Raw genomic sequence first — 19,996 nt, forward strand, 5'->3', positions numbered from 1 at the left:
CATCGTTGTGCAACACGACGATGTCAGTCCAACCGCGTCTGCGCTGCCGTGCCACGCAGGAAGTAGCGCACCAGTGCCACAGCCACACCCAGGAATACGCCAAAGATGAAGCCCAAAGCGAGGTTCAATTTGAGTTTCGGCGAAGTCTTAGACGTAGGCACGTCTGCGGTATCGATGATGGTCACGTTGTTGGCGCCGACGTTGCTCGCCACACCGATCTCCTTGTAGCGCTGCAGGAGCGCATCGTAGAGCTGGCGGTTGGTATCGACGTCGCGCTTAAGCATGTTGTAGCGGATGCTGCGGCTCTGCAGATCGAGCTCATCGTTACGCAATCCGGCGATGCGCTGGTTGAGCAGCTGCTCCTGATGCACCGACGCGTCGTAGGTCGCCTTCAGCGACTGGCGGATATTGAGGACCTCGCCATTGATCTGGCGACGCGACTCTTCGATCTGCGCCTTCAGACGCTGCATTTCCGGATAGTCCGGCTTGAAGGTCGACAGCTTCTGCTGATATTCGGTGTTCAAGCGGATCTGCTCGCCGCGCAGGCTCTGGATCAGCGGATTGCTCAGCACTTGCGGCAGCGACATCGCGTCACCGCTGCTGACCTGACGCCAGGCTGCCTCGGCCTTGATGCGGGCGTCCTGCGCCGATGCCAGCATCGCATTGAGGTCGCTGAGGTTCTGCGCCGGAAGCGATGGCTTGTCGTCGCCCACCGACACGATCTGCTCGTCGGTGGAATAGGAGACCAGATTCTTCTCCGAGTCCTCCACCTTGTCGCGCAACTGCTCCAGGCGCTCGGCCAGGAACTTGGTCGCGAACGAGGATGCCTTGATGCGGCGTTCCTGCGTGCTGACGATGAAGACCTTGGTATAGGTGTTGGCGATCTTGGCAGCCAGCACCGGGTCCGGCGAATCGTAGTTGACGTAGACCAGGCGCGAATTGAGGATCGGCTCGACCACCAGCCCGGCCAGCAGCGTATCGGTCAGGCTGCGCTCGATGATGGCCTGGCGCGAGTCGACCGACTTGCCGGCTTCCGGATTCTTGGCAGCAGCCTTTTCCAGCGCTTCGTCGACCTGCTGCTTGAACGCCGGCTCCTGATCGAGCTTGGCTTCGCGGATCACCGCACGGGCCAGCGAGCGGCTCTGCAGCAGCTGGTACTGGGTCTGGTAGAAATCGCGATCCTGCGGCGATTCCACCGGCATCAGGTTGTCGACATTCACCACGTTGAGCGAGTCGCGCTCGATCTGCAGCGTGCTGGTGGCGCGGTATTTTTCCGGCATCAGCAGGGTGACGCCAAACGCCAGTGCCACTGCCCCGACGGTGATCAGAATGATCAACCAGCGCTGTGAGACCAGCGCGCGCCAGTAGTCGAGCAAGCCAACGTCGGCCAGCTCGAGATGCCCGTGACGATGAGACGGGGAAGAACGATTGTCTGAATTCATACTCATCGGTAAGCGCGCCACACCATCACAAGGGGGGTCAGTTCCAGCATGGTGCGCAGCCAGACGCGTGCGTCGGAGCGGTACACCACAACGATGTCGCCGCCGTAGATCTCAGGATCCGGGTTGGCCCCCTTCTCGATCTGGGTCAGATCGAATCTGGCGATCATCTTTTGACCGTTGACGGTGCGAAACACGATGACGTTGCCGCGGCTGGCCACGGTGCTGACGCCCTTGGCCTGCGCGATGGCCTGCTGCAGGGTCAGGTTGGCGCCGATCACCGGATAGATGCCCGGCTCGTCGACCGCACCGGTCACCGTGACCCGGCGACCATTGGATTCCTGCACGAACACCGACACCTGCGGCTGCTGCAGATAACCGGCGGCGTAGCGTTCTGCCACCAGCTTTTCCAGCTCGCCGACACCCAGGCCGGCTGCCTTGACGTCGCCGATCAACGGCAGCGAGATGTGGCCGTTCTGATCGATGCGGACCTGCCGCTCCAGATCGTCGACCTGGAACACCTTGAACAACAGCAAGTCGCCTGGGGCAAGTCGATACTCCGGTTGCACGGCGGACATCGCGAGCGGATCCGGAAGCGGCAGCGAATCGGCCATCTTCGGACCGGTGCTGCATGCGCCCAGTGCCATCGAGCAGATCAACGCCAGGCTGAGGCCTTGGCAAAATCGTCCGATCAGTTTTTTCATGCGTGTGGCTGGCTGCCTCGGTTGGGTGGGACAGGACCTCGCGCAGCATTCAACCGGCCAACACGCCAGCAAGAACGTACGACAGAGAAATTCATCCCAAGACGCTTGGGATCACGACAGGTGTGACGTGTTGCAGTGCACTATGGCATAGAACCAACGCATCGCAAGACGCTGCTCGCCATTTTTTTGACGGCGTTGGCCTATTGATTCAAGTTCGTCGTTGCGGCGTTAACAAAACGTGATCCAAGTACGAATCCGCCGCCAATGATTTGGAGCATTTTCGGGGACTTAGCGACATTGCGTGACCCAGGTCCATAGCGAACAGAACCGCAACCAAACGGGCTCGGCCAGGCATTTCATGCTGCTGTGCAGTATGCCGATGGACATATCGTGTCAGGCGTATGACAGACCGCCGATCGCATTGTGCGGCGCAACAAAAAAGCCCATGTCAGTGAAGACATGGGCTCCGTGTTTGGTCGGGGTAGCCGGATTCGAACCGACGACCACTAGTCCCCCAGACTAGTGCGCTACCAGGCTGCGCTATACCCCGAAGATGTTGCGTCCGCCGCGAGGGCGGCCTGCGATTATAGCGGCTTTGTGAAACGTTTTCCTAGCGGCGCAGCAGTTGCAGAACCTCTTCCAGCTCCATGCGCACCTGTTTGATGATCTGGTTGCTCAGCGCCGACTCGCTCTTGGCGCCATCGCCTTCAAGACGCAGGCGTGCGCCGCCGATGGTGTAACCCTGCTCGTACAGCAGGCCACGGATCTGGCGCACCATCAGCACGTCGTGGCGCTGGTAATAGCGCCGGTTGCCGCGCCGCTTGACCGGTTCCAGGCTCGGAAACTCGGTTTCCCAATAGCGCAGCACATGCGGCTTGACGTCGCACAGCTCGCTGACTTCGCCGATGGTGAAGTAGCGCTTGGCCGGGATTGGCGGTAGTTCGCGATTACTGCCCGGATCCAGCATAAGCCTCCACCCGCTCCTTGAGCTTCTGGCCCGGACGGAAGGTCACCACCGTGCGGGCCGAGATCGGAATTTCCTCGCCAGTCTTGGGATTGCGACCGGGCCGTTGATTCTTGCGCCGCAGATCGAAGTTGCCGAAACCGGACAGCTTCACCTGACGGCCCTGCTCCAGCGCATCGCGCAGCACATCGAAGAACGCGTCGACAAATTCCTTTGCCTCGCGCTTGTTCAGACCGACCTCGTCGAACAGACGTTCGGCCATCTCCGCTTTCGTCAATGCCATGCCAATCCCCTGGTTACCGCCTCAACTCCGGATCCGGGCGCGGTGTTCGCGCTCGATCACGGCCACCACATCGGCAACGACTGCGTCGACGTCCCGGTCGGTGAGAGTGCGCGAGTTATCCTGCAAAATCAAGCCCATAGCCAGACTCTTGAAACCTGGCTCGACCCCCTGCCCGACGTAGCGGTCGAACAGCTGCACCTCGCGCAACAACGGTCCGACGGTGGTACGCACGCTGCTCGACAGCGCCGCCCAGCTCACCTCTTCCGGGACCAGGAAGGCCAGATCGCGACGCACCGAGGGGAACCGCGACAGCTCGCCGGCACGCGGCAGCTCACGCTTGACCAACGCCGTCAGCTGCAGTTCGAACGCGATCACATCCACGTCGATGTCCAATGCCTTGGCCAGGCGCGGATGCACCTGCCCGATCCAGCCGATGCACACGCCATCGCGATGGATGTCGGCCGAGCGCCCCGGATGCCCGAAGGGCTGGGCAGAGGGCTGGAACTCCAGCACCGCGCCACTGGCCGCGGCCAGCGCCATCAGGTCGCCTTTCAGATCGTGGAAGTCCACCTTGCGCGCGGGCTCGCCCCACTGCAGCGCCAGGGCATCGCCGCACACGGCCGCGGCGACATGCTGCGACTCCTGCGGGGCGGCGCCGGCATCGGACGCGGCCTCGAACACCTTGCCCAGCTCGAACAGGCGCACCCGCCCGGCCTGGCGGGCGGCATTGCGGCCCAGCGTCGCCACCAGGCCCGGCAACAGGCGCGGACGCATGATCGCCAGCTCGGCGCTGAGCGGATTGGCCAACGGCACCAGGCCGTCGGTCAGCTGCCAGCGCTCCAGCAAAGTGGCGTCGACGAAGGCGTAATTGATGGTTTCCTGCAGCTCGCGCGCCACCAGCTGGCGCCGCACGCTGAGCTCATCGAGCTGGGTTTCGCTCGGCATCGCAATCCGGCTTGCGCCGCCCGGCAGCGTGGTCGGCACGCGATCGTACCCGTGGATACGCGCCAGTTCTTCGATCAGATCCTCTTCGATGGCGATATCGAAGCGACGGCTCGGCGCCATCACCTGCCAGCCTTCGGCAACCGCCTCCAGCTGCATGCCAAGCGCACACAGAATGCGCACGATCTCGGCATCGTCAATCTGGATACCGAGCACGCGCACGATCCGCGCACGCCGCAGCAGGATGCGCGCCGGCTGTGGCAGATGCTCCGGCAATTGCGCATGCACCACCGGGCCCGGCGCACCACCGGCCAGTTCCAGGACCAGCCGCGTCGCCACTTCGATCGCTTGCGGCGGCAATGCCGGATCCACACCACGCTCGAAGCGATGACCGGCATCGGTATGCAGACCGAACTTGCGGCCACGCCCCATGATCGCCGCAGGATCGAAGTACGCCGACTCCAGGAACACGTTGCGCGTGGTGTCGGTGACGCGGGTATCCAGGCCGCCCATCAGGCCGGCCAATGCGACCGGGCGGTCGGCATCGGTGATGGTCAGGAAGCTGTCGTCCAGCGTGACCTGCCGCCCGTCCAGCAATGCCAGCTGCTCGCCGCTGCGCGAATGGCGCACGCCGATCGGGCCTTGCAGGGTGTCCAGATCGAACGCATGCATCGGCTGGCCAAGTTCCAGCATCACGTACTGGGTGATGTCCACCAGCAGCGAGACCGGACGCACGCCGCTGCGACGCAGCCGCTCGGCCAGCCACACCGGCGTTGTTGCGGCCGGGTCGATACCTTCGATCACCCGTCCGCAATAGCGCGGCGCAGCGTTGCCGGCATGCAATTCCACCGCCAGCGTGCGCGTGGACACCGGCGCCACTGCATCGGCTTCAAAGGCCACCACTGTGCTGGCGCAGGCGGCCGCCACATCGAAGGCGATGCCGCGCACGCTGAAGCAGTCGGCGCGATTGGGCGTCAGCTTGATCTCGATGCTGGCATCGGGCAGCCCCAGGTACTCGTCCAGCGCCTGACCCACCGGCGCATCGTCGGGCAGCTCGAACAGGCCGGACGCATCGCTGTCCAGCCCCAGTTCCTTGGCCGAGCACAGCATGCCGTTGGACGCCACCCCGCGCAGCTTGGCCGCAGTGATGGTGAGCGCGCCGATCTGCGCACCGACCAGCGCCAGTGGTGCCACCAGACCGGCACGCGCATTGGGCGCGCCACACACGATCTGCAGCAACTCGCCCTGCCCTGCGTCGACACTGCAGACCTGCAGACGATCGGCTTCCGGATGACGCACCGCCTCGACGATACGCCCCACCACCACCTGCCCCAGCGCCTCGCCCAGTGGCGTGACCTCTTCGACCTCCAGACCGATCGCCGTCAGCGTCGCGGCAAGCTCGTCGCGGCTCGCCTGGATGGGAACGTGGCTGCGCAGCCAATTTTCAGAGAATTTCATGAGGAGCCGGGAATCGGAAATGGAGAGTGGGGAATCGCAAAAGCGGGGACGTCGGGCCTGGGGAACGGAATCCAAAGAGCACGTGGCTCCAGCGATTCCCCATTCCCAATTCCCGATTCCCCGCCGTCAGGCGAACTGCCTGAGAAAACGCACGTCGTTTTCGAAGAATGCGCGCAGGTCGTTGACGCCGTAGCGCAGCATCGCAAAGCGCTCCACGCCCAGGCCGAACGCGAAGCCGGTGTAGCGCTCCGGGTCGATGCCGACGCTGCGCAGCACGTTGGGGTGCACCATGCCGCAGCCGAGCACTTCCAGCCAGCGGGTGCTGCCGTCCGGCTGCTGCCAGGCGATGTCCACTTCCGCGCCCGGTTCCACGAACGGGAAATAGCTGGGGCGGAAGCGCATCTCGAAATCGCGCTCGAAGAACGCCCGCACGAACTCGGACAAGGTGCCCTTGAGATCGGCGAAGTTAGAGTGTTCGTCGACCAGCAGGCCTTCGACCTGATGGAACATCGGCGAATGAGTCTGGTCCGAATCGGAGCGGTACACCTTGCCGGCCGCGATCATGCGCAGCGGCGGTCTGTGCGCATCCATGTAACGCACCTGCACGCCGGAGGTGTGGGTGCGCAACAGGCGGCCATCACCGAAATAGAACGTGTCGTGCATTGCGCGCGCCGGATGGTGCGGCGGAAAGTTCAGGGCTTCGAAGTTGTGCCAGTCGTCCTCGATCTCCGGACCATCGGACAACTCATAGCCCAGGCGCGCAAAGATCTCGACGATGCGCTCGAGCGTGCGCGTAACCGGGTGCAATCCACCGCGTTCGCTGCGACGCCCCGGCAAGGTGACATCGATCCGCTCCCCGGCCAGACGTGCGTCCAGCGCGGCGTTTTCCAGCGTGTGCTTGCGCTCGGACAACGCCGCGGTCAGCGCATCGCGCGACAGATTGATCGCTTCGCCAGCGGCCTTTCGCTGATCGGCCGGCAGCGTGCCGAGCTGCTTGAGCTGGGCGGTGATGCTGCCGCTCTTGCCGAGCAATGCGACGCGCAAGGCTTCCAGTTGGTCCGGCGTCTGCGCGGCGGCGACATCGGCCAGCGCACGCTCGGTCAGGGATTGAATCTCACTCATTGCACTCGCGCCTCAACTGCGTCTACCGAACGGTGTTTCCGGATGCACCGGAACGCATTGCCACTCAAATCTGGTCTAGCCCGGCATCCAGTCAGCGATGCCGGCCATCTAAAAACGCAAAAGGGGAAGGACTCGCGCCCTTCCCCCTGCATATCTGCTTGCCCTCGCCGGAGGCCTGTACACGAATGCGCAAGCTCCCTCGAGAAACTACCCCTCCAAAAGTCCGCACATGGATGTGCGGGCTCTTGCGAGGGACTCGCACCTATGCCGCCAGCGCGCCCTTGGCCTTCTCCGCCAGCGCGGCAAAGCCGGCGGCGTCGTGCACGGCGATATCAGCCAGCACCTTGCGGTCCAGGGTGATGCCAGCCTTGAGCAGGCCATTCATGAAACGGCTGTAGCTCAAGCCGTTGATGCGGGCAGCCGCATTGATGCGGGTGATCCACAACGAACGGAAGTTACGCTTCTTCTGCTTGCGGCCAATGTAGGCGTACTGCTGCGCCTTGATGACTGCCTGCTTGGCAACGCGGAAGACCTTGCGGCGAGCGTTGTAGTAACCCTTCGCCAGGGTCAGAATTTTCTTGTGGCGGCGACGCGCCTGTACGCCACGCTTTACTCGTGCCATGGGTCAGTCCTCAGAGGTAGGGAAGCATACGATCGAGACGGCCAGCGTCCTCGGCACGGACGTGGTTCGTCTGCCGCAGGTTGCGCTTCCGCTTGGTCGCTTTCTTCGTGAGGATATGGCTACGGTTTGCGTGGCCGCACTTGTACTTGCCGGAGGCGGTCTTGCGGAAACGCTTGGCCGCCGCCCGGTTGGTCTTGATCTTGGGCATTGCAATGTCCTTGATGGTGTTTTGTCACTGACCCGGGCGGCAGTCTTGCGACCACGCTTTCCATCCTTGCCCTTGCCTGCTTGTAAGTCCTTGATCGAACACGATCCGGACAGGTCCTGTACCGCTTGCGCGGCGCCCCGGCAAAACCGGGCCGCGCAGTATGCCCGTTGCCGGGAATTCTTGCAAATGGATGCTGTCGCCGGCCAGAGCGGGCCCGTCGGGCCCGCCCTGGCGCGGGATCAGATCTTCTTCTTCGGCGCGATCATCATGACCATCTGGCGCCCTTCCAGGCGCGGACGCGACTCGATGACGATGTCGTCGCCCAGGTCGGCCTCGATCCGGGACGCCATCTCGCGCCCCAGCTCCTGGTGGCTCATTTCACGGCCACGGAAGCGGATATTGACCTTGACCTTGTCGCCCTCTTCCAGGAAGCGGCGCATGTTGCGCAGCTTGATCTGGTAGTCGCCCTCGTCGGTGACCGGACGGAACTTGAGTTCCTTGATCTCGACCTGCTTGGTCTTCTTCTTGGCCTCGTTGGCCTTTTTCTGCTGCTCGAACTTGAACTTGCCGAAATCCATGATCTTGCAGACCGGCGGATCGGCCTGCGGCTGGATTTCGACCAGATCCAGGCCTTCTTCCTCGGCCTTGGCGAGCGCTTCGTCGCGCGACAACACGCCGACCATCTCACCGTCACTGCCGATCACGCGGACGCGCGGCACACGGATTTCTTGGTTCTTGCGGTTCTGTTTGTTGTCAGGGGTACTGATATTGCAATCTCCCAGGGGAATCGAACCGGCGCATCCGGATCATCCAGACCGGCCGGGGTTGGCTCACGCTGCCTGCTCTGCCTGCAGACGTTCGATGAAGGCCGAGACCGTCATGGTCCCGAGGTCCTCTCCCGAGCGTGTCCGCACGGCGACGGCGCCGTTTTCCTTCTCGCGGTCACCGACGACGAGCAGATAAGGCACGCGTTGCAGCGTATGCTCGCGAATCTTATATCCGATCTTCTCGTTACGCAAATCCGCGCTCACACGGAAGCCTTGATTTGCAAGGGTTTTCCGAACCGAGTCGACATAGTCTGCCTGGGCGTCGGTGATATTTGCGACAACGACCTGGACCGGGGCGAGCCAGGCGGGGAAGGCGCCGGCGTGGTGTTCGATCAGGATGCCGATGAAACGCTCCATCGAGCCGACGATCGCCCGGTGCAGCATGACCGGATGCTTCTTCTGGCTGTGCTCGTCCACGTACTCGGCGCCGAGGCGGCCCGGCATCATGAAATCGACCTGCATGGTGCCCAGCTGCCAGGTACGGCCGATCGCGTCCTTGAGGTGGTACTCGATCTTGGGGCCGTAGAAGGCGCCCTCGCCCGGCAGCTCCTGCCACTCCACCCCGCAGACGCCCAGCGCGCTGCGCAGCGCGGCTTCGGCCTTGTCCCAGGTGACGTCGTCGCCCAGGCGCTTTTCCGGACGCAGCGCGATCTTGATCTCGATGTCCTCAAAGCCGAACGCGGTATAGACCGCCAGTGCCTGCTGATGGAACGCGGTGACTTCGGCTTCGATCTGCGATTCCAGGCAGAACACGTGGCCGTCGTCCTGGGTGAAGCCGCGCACGCGCAGGATGCCGTGCAGCGCGCCGGAGGGCTCGTTGCGGTGGCAGGCGCCGAACTCGCCGTAGCGGATCGGCAGGTCGCGGTAGCTGTGCAGGCCCTGATTGAACACCTGCACGTGGCCCGGGCAGTTCATCGGCTTGACCGCATAGGTGCGCTTCTCCGACTCGGTGAAGAACATCGCGTCCTGGTAGTTGTCCCAGTGGCCGGATTTCTGCCACAGCGACACGTCCAGGATCTGCGGGCAGCGCACTTCGCCGTAGCCGCTGTCGCGATAGACCTTGCGCATGTACTGCTCGACCACCTGCCACAGCGACCAGCCCTTGGGATGCCAGAACACCAGGCCCGGCGCCTCCTCCTGCAGATGGAACAGGTCCTGCTGCTTGCCGATACGGCGATGGTCGCGCTTGTCGGCTTCTTCCATGCGCAGGATGTAGGCGTCCAGCTGCTTCTTGTCGGCCCAGGCGGTGCCGTAGATGCGCTGCAGCTGCTCGTTCTTGGCATCGCCGCGCCAGTAGGCGCCGGAAATGCGGGTCAGCTTGAAGGCCTTGAGGAAGCGCGTGTTGGGTACGTGCGGGCCGCGGCACATGTCCACGTATTCCTGGTGGTAGTACAGGCCCATCGCGGTGATGTCGTCGGACATGTCCTCGATCAGGCGCAGCTTGTACTCCTCGCCGCGCTGGGCGAATACCTCGATCACCTCGGCGCGCGGGGTGACCTTCTTGATCACGTCGTAGTCCTGCGCGATCAATTCCTGCATGCGCTGCTCGATCGCGGCCATGTCGTCCGGCGTGAACGGGCGTTCGCTGTAGATGTCGTAGTAGAAGCCTTCGGCGATGACCGGGCCGATCACCATCTTGACCTCCGGGTACAGCTGCTTGACCGCATGCCCGACCAGATGCGCGCAGGAGTGGCGGATGATCTCCACGCCTTCGGCGTCCTTGGCGGTGATGATGCGCAGGCTGGCATCGTGATCGATGACGTCGCTGGCATCGACCAGCTGGCCGTCGACCTGGCCGGCGATGGTGGCCTTGGCCAGGCCGGCGCCGATCGACTGGGCGACCTGCATCACCGAGACGGGGGATTCGAATTCGCGGCGGCTGCCGTCGGGGAGCGTGATGTTGATCATGGGCAAGGATGAGGTCTGTGCTGGCTGCAGCGCGGCGGCTGCAAGGGAGATCTGCCCGTTGCGGGACAGGCTCGGATAAGGGTATGGCGAGAGGTGGGGCGGAACGAACGCCGTGCGGGCGCCCTGCGGACTGGCGCGGCCGGAATCAGCGGTGGGCGGTGGTAGTGCTCATGTCGCACGCTGGGCCGGCGCGGGGCGCGGGCCACCTTCTCGCAAGGGGTCTTGGAAGCGAATGGTAAACCAATCAGCCCGCTGTTGCGCATGCCGGCACGGGGCCGGCGGGCGCGTGGCATGATGCCGGCCACCTGTGCTGCCAGTGCCGACCATGACCATCAAGGGTAAAGCCACCTCGCTGGATATCGCCTACCTGGCCGGCGTGTCGCAGCCGACCGTGTCGCGCGCGCTGCGCGGCAGCCCGATGGTCAACGAAGAGACCCGCAAGCGCATCCTGCGCATCGCCAAGGAATTGAACTACAAGGTCGACAAGAACGCCTCGTCGCTGCGGCTGCGCAATGCCGGCACGCTGGCACTGCTGTTCTTCGAAGACCCCACCGCCGACGATTCGCTGATCAACCCGTTCTTCCATTCGATGCTGGGCTCGATCACCCGCGCCTGCGCGCTGCAGGGTTACGACCTGCTGGTGTCGTTCCAGCAGCTGTCCAAGGACTGGCAGGCAGATTACGAAGACAGCAACAAGGCCGATGGCATCATCCTGCTCGGCTACGGCGATTATCAGCAGTCGCGCCAGCGGCTGCAGTTGCTGGTCGAACAAGGTACCCACTTCGTGCGCTGGGGCGCGGCGCTGCCGGGGCAGCCGGGCATCTCGATCGGCAGCGACAATTACCAGGGCGGGCTGGATATCACCGAGCATCTGCTGGCGCAGGGCTGCCGCCGCATCGCCTTTCTCGGCCACGCGTCCAACCACTATCCCGAGTTCGAAGAGCGCTACCGCGGCTACGTGGCTGCGCTGAAGCAGCAGGGCTTGGTGGCCGATCGCGCGCTGCAGTTCGACGCAATCACCACCGAGTCGTCCGGCCATGCCGCGTGCCTGGCGCTGCTCGACAGCGGCAAGGCATTCGATGCGGTGTGCGCGGCCAGCGACCTGATTGCGATCGGCGCAATGCGCGCCTTGCGCGAGCGCGGCCTGCGGGTGCCGCAGGATGTGGCGGTGAGCGGGTTCGACGATATCGCATTGGCGGCGTCGGTGGCGCCGGCGCTGTCGACGGTGCAGCAGGACACCAAGCAAGCCGGCACGCTCCTGGTGGAAAGCCTGGTGGCGCTGATCCGCGGCGAAGCGGCGCAGAGCCGCACGATTCCGGTGAAGCTGGCGCTGCGTGATTCCTCGCGCAGCAGTGGGCTGCAGCCACCGTTGGGCTGGAGACCGTCCGGCGCGGAGACCGGCGAGGCGGTGCTTGGCCGGGCGGCTGATGGGGCTGTCAGGCGTTGAGTCGGGAATCGGGAATCGGGAATCGTTAGAGCATACGTGGCGGGCTGTGCGGGGTCGGCCGCAGCCATTGACGCCTCGTAGGAGCGCACCCGGGCGCGACGGGGCGTTCCCGGCAACGCCCATCGCGCCCGGATGCGCTCCTACCTGTTACGCGCGGCCCCGTGCTGTCGCGGCCCGCAGCGTGACCAGGATCGAAGTAAGCGTCGGCCGGATTCGGAATTTGGGATTCGTTGGAGCGTGCGCGACAGCCCGCGATGTGATGCCTAGTAGGAGCGCACCCGGGCGCGACGTGGCATTCCCGGCAACGCCCCGTCGCGCCCGGGGGCGCTCCTACCGGTTGCGGGCATCGCGCGCGGCTTGCCCGGCCATCTGCGCGTCGAGCTGTCTGCGCAAGTCCGGGTCGGTGATCGGCGCGTCCAACAGCAGCACCCGCACCCCATGCGCGGGCACCGCCGCCAGCAGCCGACGCTGCACCGGCACCTGCTCGCCACTCATCGCGTCGCGCCAGGTGCCGGGCTGCAGAAAACGCGTCACCTCGATATTCGCCGCCGCATCGCCCTTGTTGAGCAGCACCAACGCCGTCTGGCTGGCGCCCGCATGCTGATAGACCCGCAAAAATGCCGCGTGATCCCCGCGTAGCAGCACATCCACCTGCACGCCGCGCTGCAATGCCGGGGTATCGCGACGCAGCCGCGCGATCTGCTGCAACGGGCCGAAAATCGGGCTATGCGGTGCAGTGCGGATGCGCTCGGCACCGAAGTAATTGCGGTTGCCTGCATGTTCGGCGCGCCCGCGCATGAAGCCGGTTTCCGAGCCGTAATAGATCACCGGGATGCCGCGCGCGGTAAACAGCCAGTTGTGCGCGTCGATGAAGCCGGTGTCGCTGGCATCCAGGCGCGCCATGTCGTGATTGTCGTAGAAACTCATCAGCTCGTACGGGTTGGCATACGGCCCCCGACGCAAAAACAGCGGCGCGGCGAGCTTCTCGAACCCGGCCTGCTCATGGCCGAAGACAGCGGACAGTTGCTGCTTCAACGGGAAATCCAGCACGCTGACGCCGGCATTGCGCGCCCAGGTATGCCCGGCAATCTTGTTGGCGTCGTAATCGAAGGCTTCGCCGAACATGAAGAACCCCGGACGTTTTTCGCGGATGCGTGCAACGAAGGCATGCCAGAAACGGTCGGGCATCCAGCCGATGGTGTCGATGCGGAACGCGTCGGCGCCCTGCTCCATCCACTGCAGATACGCGCCGGCCAGATAATCGAGCACGGCGGGATTGTTTTCGTTGAGATCGGACAGCTCGGCCAGGCCGCCCCCGGTGTTGTAGAACGCGTGCAGCGGAACGTGCTGCGGATCCAGCTGCGCCGGTGGCAGATTCTGGTGATCGGCGACCAGGCGGCCATCGGCGTCGTACAGCTTGCCGAAGCCCGGCTGCGCCACCGGCATGCTGTAGGCCGGCGAGCCGTGATTGCCCACGATATCCAGCACTACCTTCAAGCGGTCGGCATGCATGGCGCGGGTGAAGCCGGCAAAGTCCAGGCCCGGACTGGGCAGATGCTCGTCGAGCTTGTAGAAATTCACGCCCCAGTAGCCGTGATAGCCGGTCTTGCCGTGGTCGCTGAGCGTACTGCCGCAGCTGATCGGCTTGCCGCCGGTGAAGGCCTCATCCGGATTGTCGACAATCGGCGTGATCCATACCGCGCCAAAGCCCATGTCGCGGATGTAGTCGGCATGTTCGACGATGCCCTTGAAGTCGCCCCCCAGGTAACCGATGTTGTCGCCGACTCCATCTGCGCAAGGCGTCGGCACATCGAACGTGCGATGAGCACCGCCCTGGTCGCGCTGGTCGTTGCCGGGGTCGCCATTGACGAAACGGTCGGTCACCACGAAATACACCGCGTCGGCAGCGAACGGTTCCAGCGTGCCGTAGTAATCGCCGGGTGCAGCCGCCGCGCTCGCCGCCCCTGCAGATACGATCAATCCAGCCATCATCACATGCCGCATCACTGCCCTCCCGAGGCCATTGGAACCCTCACCACGCACACACCGGCAATGAGCAAACTGGCGCCACCGATGGCCAGCGCATGGATTGGCTGACCGCCCAGCCAGACGCGCAGCACGAAGCCCAGTGCGCTGGCCGCGACCAGCTGCGGAATCACGATGAAGAAATTGAAGATGCCCATGTACACGCCCATCTTGGCGGCGGGCACGCTGTCGGACAGCAAGGCATAGGGCAGCGACAGGATCGAGGCCCAGGCAAAGCCGACACCCAGCATCGACAGCAGCAGCCACTGCGGGTCGCGGATCACCAGCATCGACAACAGCCCGGCCGCACCCAGCCACAGGTTGCACAGATGACTCCAGCGCAGGCCGATCGCACGCACCAGCAGTGGAATGACCAATGCCGCCAACGCCGCAAATCCGTTGTAGGCGCCAAACAACACGCCCACCCAGTTCGCGCCTTCGTTGTAGGCTGCCGATGCGGTGTCCCTGGCACCGAAGTGCACCTGGGTAACCGCCGCGGTGGTGTAGATCCACATCGCAAACAGCGCGAACCAGGAGAAGAACTGCACCCAGGCCAGGCGTCGCATCGTCAGCGGCATGCTGCGCACGTCCTGCACGATCGCCACCAGCATGCCGGTCGATGGCAGCACGCGCGCCAACGCAAGCAGCGCACCGTAGGCGATGCACAGGCCGGCCAGCACGTAGAGCATGCGGTCGCCGTGCTGCCAGGCGATCGCAGCGGCGAGCAGCACACCGATGCCGCACCAGAGCACGCTCGCACGCTGCGGTGGCAAGGTGCCGGCGACCGCTGCAGCCGCTACAGGCGGATGCGCATCGTCGAAACCGGCCAGCTGCTGCGGGCTGTATTCGCGCGTGCGCAGCACCGTCCAGCTGATCGACAGGAACAGCACCGCGGCACCGAGGTAGAAGGCGTAGCGCACGCTGTCGGGCAACTGCCCCGGCGGCGCGGTATTGGCCACGCCCCAATGCGTGAGCAACCACGGCAGGAAACTCGCCACAATCGCGCCGACCCCGATGAAGAAGCTCTGCATCGCATAGCCGGTGGGCCGCTGCGCCGGTGGCAGTTGATCGCCGACCAGGGCGCGGAATGGCTCCATCGAGATGTTGATCGATGCATCGAGCACCCACAACGTGCCGGCGGCAATCCACAGCATCGGCGCGTTGGGCATCACCAGCAAGGCCAGTGTGGTGAATACCGCGCCGACCATGAAATACGGACGCCGGCGCCCCCATGGCGTCCAGGTGCGGTCGGACAGGTAGCCGATGATGGGCTGCACGATCAGACCGGTGAGCGGTGCGGCGATCCACAGACCGGGCACATCGTCGACCTGCGCCCCCAGGGTCTGAAAGATGCGGCTGGCGTTGGCGTTCTGCAGCGCGAAGCCGAACTGGATACCGAGAAAGCCGAAACACATGTTCCAGATCTGCCAGAAACTCAGGCGTGGCTTGGCGGTCATTGCGCAGCCTCCGTGCTCGCTGCGAGGCCGACCAGCAGCGCACTCACCTGCGCGGTGTTGACCACGCCATCGCGACCACCGCGGCCGCCGTTGTACTGCGCAAAATGCGCGAGTGCGCTCATGTTGAAGCCATCTTCCAGCCGGAACCTGCACTGCTGCCCGGCCACCACAGTGAAGCTGACCTGCGTGGACAGCTGCTCGCCCACGCTATGCGGCATCACCACGACCTGCGACTGCGTCGCCTGCCCCGGGCATTCCAGCAGCAGCCGCTTGACCGCCGCAGTGACGCCGGTATTGATCGGCCCGTTGGGGTTGCGATAACGCAGCGATACGCGATGCTGGCCCGCGCGCGTGGCAGTCCAAACCCAGGCCTCGCTGCCCGGGACTTCCTGCAACGGGCCGAGCGTCAATGCGGGACTGTGCAGCGACTCCAGGCCATCGGCGCGACGGGTCAGGCTGAGCACGTGCAGCCGGCCGTCCTCGCGCAGGTCCCAGTGCTGCGTGGCGTCCAACGCATGCCCATCCATGTACAGCGTCGTCCCAGCCGGAATCACGATGCGATGGCCGTCGCCCTGCCGTTGCGCGACGGGCGCCTCCGGCGTGCTGGGTGCGAACACCTGGCCTGGCTGCGGCGGGGCGGTGGTATCGGCCTTGCGACCGATCAGATGCACCAACGTGGTCTGGCCTTGTTGCTCGACCTTCCCCGCCACCAGCAACTCACCCGCACTCGCCGTCGGCCGCTGCAGCACATAGCGTCGGGCGCCCTGTTCAAGCACGATCTGCTGGCGATCGCCAAACAACAACGGCACCAACGTACGCGGCAGTTTCGGCGTCACACTGCCATCGGCGCCAATGCCGAACACGCCTTCCAGCACCGCGGAGAGATAGCCGGCAACCGACCACAACTGGCGCGGCGAATTCACCACCGGGCCACTGCGGGGCCCCTCCTCCACATGCACTGCCAGGCTCTGCATCTCGTAGTTTTCCATGTTGGAGCCAGCCAGCGCGCTGCCGCGCATCAACGACTGCAGCTCCAGCGCAATGCGCGGCGCGTCGTCCAGCTGGCGTGCGGCGCGTAGCGCGTACGCACTGACGAAGGGCCAGACGGCGCGATTGTGATAAATCGGCTGTTCGGCGTCCTGCGGCCACACCACCGGGCTGCCGCCGGCAACCAGCGGATACCCGCGCAGCGCGGCACGCGCACGCTGCTTCGGAAACACCTCGGCCAGCACGCCAAGCGACACGCCGAGCAGATCGACCTTGGCATAGCGCACCGGATGCGCCGCATTGCCCAGATAGCTCACATACTGATTGCTGGGCGCATCCCAGAAGCGCGTGGCGATGGCCTGACGCAGCGCATCGGCCCACTGGGCGTACCTGGACGCACGCGCATCGCCATGCTGGCGCGCCAGCTGCTCGGCCAGGCGCAGGGCCTGGTAGTGCAGCACGTTGGTGGACAGGGCGAAGGACTCGGCAATGAAGCGCACATCCTGGCGCGTCCACTCCGGATAGGTCTGCTCGCGCCAATCCAGAAACGAGGTTTCGCCGCGGTAGAGGCCGATCTGCGCATCGAAGACCGCGTCACGATCCTGCGCGAGGGTGGCCTGCAACGCCTCCCACACCTCTTCAGCGAATGCCTTGTCATCCAGCAGGCCGCGCGCGGCTAGGAACCACACCACGCGGTCGCTGCTGATCGGCCAGCTGCCACCGGAGCCGGTGTCCTGCGCAACAAATACCCCCGGCGTCTGCCCGTCGCGCGCCGCCGACAGCTTGAAACGCAGCGCATTGCGCGTGCGCTCCGGCTCCAGCCGCGCCAACGCCAGATCGGCGGCGAAGCTGACATCGCGCGTCCATACGTAAGGCCAGCGCTCACCGGTTTCGAAACACGCGCACGGCACCGGCTTGCCGTCGTTGAAGGCCGGATCGCGAATCGCCTCGACACGGTCGTCGGCCATTTCCTGCTGCGCCATGGCGAACAGGGCGTCGAACAACGGACTGGCGGTATGGGTGCGCATCGGCTGCGGCCCGATGCGGCGCTCGCCCTGCGGCCAGCGCAACACGAAACCGCCGTCTTCGAGCGCCTGCGCTTGCGCATGGCGGCCCTGGAATTCCAGCTCATCGGCCAACACCGGCGAGCTTGCCGCAACGCCGAGCGTTGCAGCCATGCAGATCATCTTCAGCATCGAAGCGGCCAGACGGCTTGCACCATCGGCCTCCCTCCCTCGTTGCACGCGTTGTAGTGCGCGGCACTGGCGTGCCACGGGCGCGGACCCTCCCAGGTGCCGTGACGCCATGGTAGACGCGCGTTCAGCGGTTCCGCATCAATGCATACGTATTCATGGCAATGGCCGCAGTGCAGCATGGCCCATCCACGCCACAGCGCTGCATAGTCGCCGCTGACGCAACGGCCGCCTTGGGAGGGGATATGCCGCTGGTTTCACATCGCGTGCGTTCGATAGCGCGCGCCGCACGCAGTGCGCCACTGCTTGTCCTGTTGCTTGGCAGTCTTGCGGGCATCGCGCAGGCCGAGCGCATCGCCATCAGTGCCGATTCGCCCGGCAACGTCCTGCAGGTCACGCTGGAAGTGGACGGCGGCACGCCCTACTACCGCGTGCAACGCCTGGGCCAGCCGGTACTGGAACGCTCGCGCCTGGGTTTCCAGTTGCGCGATGGCCGGCTGGACCGCGGCCTGGTCGTCCTCTCGCAAGCACGCCAAGCCCATGACGATACCTGGGAACAACCCTGGGGCGAGACGCGCCTGGTGCGCAACCACTACAACGAACTAAGCGTCAGCCTGGGCGAGCGCAGCGGCGCGCAACGCCGCTTCGATGTGATCTTGCGCGTGTACGACGATGGCATCGGCCTGCGCTATCACTTCCCCGAGCAAGCGGGATTGCGCGAAGCCATCATCGACGAGGAAGTCACCGAATTCGCCATCGCGCAACCGTCCGAGGCATGGTGGATTCCGGCAGGCGAGCCGATCCACTACGAATACCTGTATCAGCGCACGCCGTTGAACCAGGTCGCGCTGGCACATACGCCGCTCACCTTGCGTACCGAGAGCGGGCTGCATGTCGCGCTGCATGAGGCGGCGCTGGTCGACTACGCCGGCATGTGGCTGCGCCGTACCGAAGGCCAGCGCCTGCGCGCGCAGCTGTCGCCCGCTGCCGAAGGCTGGAAGGTGCGGCGCAAGCTGCCGTTCGATACGCCGTGGCGCACGCTGCAGATCGCCGACCAGGCCACCGGGCTGGTGGAGTCCAACCTGATCCTCAACCTCAACGCGCCCAACGCCTTGGGCGATGTGAGCTGGGTCAAGCCGTCCAAATACGTCGGGGTGTGGTGGTCCATGCATCTCAACCAGCAAACCTGGGCGACCGGGCCGACACACGGCGCCACCACTGCCAACACCAAGCGCTATATCGACTTCGCTGCGGCACACGGCTTTCGTGGCGTGTTGGTGGAAGGCTGGAATCCGGGCTGGGACGGCGAATGGTTCGGCAACGGCGGCAGTTTCGATTTCACCCGGCCGACACCGGATTTCGACCTGCCCGCGCTGAGCAAATACGCCGCCGGCAAGGGCGTGCATCTGATCGGCCATCATGAAACGGGGTGCGCAGTGGATCATTACGAAGACCAGATTGCCGAAGCGATGGACCTGTATGCCCGGTTCGGCGTGGACTCGGTCAAGACCGGCTATGTCTGCGACGACGGCCAGGTGGAACGTCGTAACCCGGCAGGCGGCACACCGCTGCGCGAATGGCACGACGGCCAATGGATGGCACGCCATCATCTGCGCGTGGTGCAGGAAGCTGCCGCGCGCCACCTTGCAGTCAATGCGCACGAACCGATCAAGGACACTGGCCTGCGCCGCACCTATCCCAACTGGATCTCGCGCGAGGGCGCGCGTGGCATGGAATACAACGCCTGGGGCCAGCCACCGAATCCGCCCGAGCACGAGGTCAACCTGGTGTTCACCCGCCTGCTCGCCGGGCCGATGGATTACACGCCCGGCATCCTCAGCCTGAAAGGCCGCAACGGCCAGGCGATTCCCAGCACGCTTGCGCGCCAGCTGGCGCTGTACGTGACGCTTTACAGCCCGATCCAGATGGCTGCCGATCTTCCCGAGCATTATCTGCAGCACCGCGATGCCTTCCGCTTCATCGAGGACGTGGCGGTGGATTGGGATCAGACCCGCGCCTTGAATGGCGAAGTCGGCGACTACGTCACCATCGCGCGCAAGGATCGGCATAGCCGCGACTGGTTCCTGGGCAGCATCACCGACGAGCATGGCCGGTTGCTGCAGGTGCCGCTCGGATTCCTTGAGCCGGGCGTGCGCTACACCGCGCAGATCTATCGCGACGGCGACGGTGCGGACTATGTCAGCAACCCATTCGCCTTTGTCAGCGAACAACGCCAGGTCAGCAGTGCCGATACGCTGGAACTGCGTCTTGCGCCAGGTGGTGGGCAGGCGATTCGCTTCGTGCCGGTGGATGGCAGGCGCTGATTTGGTCGCAGCGGGCTGAAGAGCCCTTCAACGCGACCGAGTGCATCACGCAACGGCACCGCAACCGCTGCAGATTGCGCATTGGC

The 19,996-nt window shown here is 64.7% G+C and carries 15 protein-coding genes and 1 tRNA gene; 2 read left to right on the top strand and 14 right to left on the bottom strand.

Translation table 11 applies throughout. From position 1 onward, the window contains the following. Positions 1-23: 23 nt before the first annotated feature. From AC06DU_RS12780 to thrS, 11 genes are all read right to left on the bottom strand, one after another. Positions 24-1,463 carry a GumC family protein gene (locus tag AC06DU_RS12780; RefSeq protein WP_179465573.1) on the bottom strand — a complete coding sequence of 480 codons (1,440 nt, stop codon included), beginning with the start codon at positions 1,461-1,463 and terminating at the stop codon, positions 24-26. After that, positions 1,445-2,143, bottom strand: a complete 699-nt coding sequence (locus AC06DU_RS12785) for a polysaccharide biosynthesis/export family protein (protein ID WP_016903310.1) — start codon at positions 2,141-2,143, stop codon at positions 1,445-1,447. Before AC06DU_RS12785 ends, AC06DU_RS12780 begins: the two co-directional genes overlap by 19 nt. Before the next feature lie 473 nt (positions 2,144-2,616). Next, positions 2,617-2,693: transfer RNA gene (locus tag AC06DU_RS12790), tRNA-Pro, on the bottom strand. A 60-nt stretch (positions 2,694-2,753) separates the two neighbouring features. Beyond that, positions 2,754-3,110 (bottom strand): MerR family transcriptional regulator, encoded by a 357-nt coding sequence (locus AC06DU_RS12795; RefSeq protein ID WP_005995911.1) that lies wholly within the window; start codon positions 3,108-3,110, stop codon positions 2,754-2,756. Continuing rightward, on the bottom strand, positions 3,091-3,390 hold the full coding sequence (locus AC06DU_RS12800; RefSeq protein WP_002811076.1) for an integration host factor subunit alpha: 300 nt from the start codon (positions 3,388-3,390) through the stop codon (positions 3,091-3,093). Before AC06DU_RS12800 ends, AC06DU_RS12795 begins: the two co-directional genes overlap by 20 nt. A 21-nt stretch (positions 3,391-3,411) precedes the next feature. Next, a complete protein-coding gene (pheT, locus tag AC06DU_RS12805) occupies positions 3,412-5,790 on the bottom strand; it encodes a phenylalanine--tRNA ligase subunit beta (RefSeq protein WP_478202576.1) in 2,379 nt (792 codons plus the stop codon). Between the two features lie 126 nt (positions 5,791-5,916). After that, the gene (pheS, locus tag AC06DU_RS12810) at positions 5,917-6,912 is read right to left on the bottom strand and encodes a phenylalanine--tRNA ligase subunit alpha (RefSeq protein ID WP_102251757.1); all 996 of its coding nucleotides are present in this window, start codon (positions 6,910-6,912) and stop codon (positions 5,917-5,919) included. A 262-nt stretch (positions 6,913-7,174) separates the two neighbouring features. After that, positions 7,175-7,534: a 50S ribosomal protein L20 gene (gene rplT, locus AC06DU_RS12815; protein WP_003484828.1), complete on the bottom strand. Its 360-nt coding sequence runs from the start codon at positions 7,532-7,534 to the stop codon at positions 7,175-7,177. 10 nt (positions 7,535-7,544) lie between these two features. Continuing rightward, on the bottom strand, positions 7,545-7,742 hold the full coding sequence (gene rpmI / locus AC06DU_RS12820) for a 50S ribosomal protein L35 (RefSeq protein ID WP_002811096.1): 198 nt from the start codon (positions 7,740-7,742) through the stop codon (positions 7,545-7,547). Between the two features lie 239 nt (positions 7,743-7,981). After that, positions 7,982-8,524, bottom strand: a complete 543-nt coding sequence (gene infC, locus AC06DU_RS12825; protein ID WP_080591364.1) for a translation initiation factor IF-3 — start codon at positions 8,522-8,524, stop codon at positions 7,982-7,984. 48 nt (positions 8,525-8,572) lie between these two features. Beyond that, entirely contained in the window at positions 8,573-10,477 is a 1,905-nt protein-coding gene (gene thrS, locus AC06DU_RS12830; protein WP_046343264.1) for a threonine--tRNA ligase, read from the bottom strand. A gap of 325 nt (positions 10,478-10,802) precedes the next feature. Between thrS and AC06DU_RS12835 the strand changes: the two genes are divergently transcribed. Beyond that, positions 10,803-11,924, top strand: a complete 1,122-nt coding sequence (locus tag AC06DU_RS12835) for a LacI family DNA-binding transcriptional regulator (RefSeq protein ID WP_024937933.1) — start codon at positions 10,803-10,805, stop codon at positions 11,922-11,924. Positions 11,925-12,254: 330 nt separating this feature from the next. Here AC06DU_RS12835 and AC06DU_RS12840 read toward each other — a convergent pair whose 3' ends face one another. From AC06DU_RS12840 to AC06DU_RS12850, 3 genes are read right to left on the bottom strand one after another with little or no spacing between them, the layout of a single operon-like run. After that, positions 12,255-13,916, bottom strand: a complete 1,662-nt coding sequence (locus AC06DU_RS12840) for an alpha-amylase family glycosyl hydrolase (protein ID WP_478202577.1) — start codon at positions 13,914-13,916, stop codon at positions 12,255-12,257. Positions 13,917-13,927: 11 nt separating this feature from the next. Continuing rightward, positions 13,928-15,406 (bottom strand): MFS transporter, encoded by a 1,479-nt coding sequence (locus tag AC06DU_RS12845; protein ID WP_478202578.1) that lies wholly within the window; start codon positions 15,404-15,406, stop codon positions 13,928-13,930. After that, positions 15,403-17,589 carry an alpha-L-rhamnosidase-related protein gene (locus AC06DU_RS12850; RefSeq protein ID WP_478202579.1) on the bottom strand — a complete coding sequence of 729 codons (2,187 nt, stop codon included), beginning with the start codon at positions 17,587-17,589 and terminating at the stop codon, positions 15,403-15,405. Before AC06DU_RS12850 ends, AC06DU_RS12845 begins: the two co-directional genes overlap by 4 nt. Before the next feature lie 242 nt (positions 17,590-17,831). On the opposite strand from AC06DU_RS12850, the gene AC06DU_RS12855 reads away from it, so the two are divergent. Beyond that, positions 17,832-19,910 (top strand): glycoside hydrolase family 97 protein, encoded by a 2,079-nt coding sequence (locus tag AC06DU_RS12855; RefSeq protein ID WP_478202580.1) that lies wholly within the window; start codon positions 17,832-17,834, stop codon positions 19,908-19,910. Positions 19,911-19,996 lie beyond the last annotated feature (86 nt).

The sequence above is a fragment of the Xanthomonas sp. NCPPB 3200 genome (assembly GCF_056393585.1).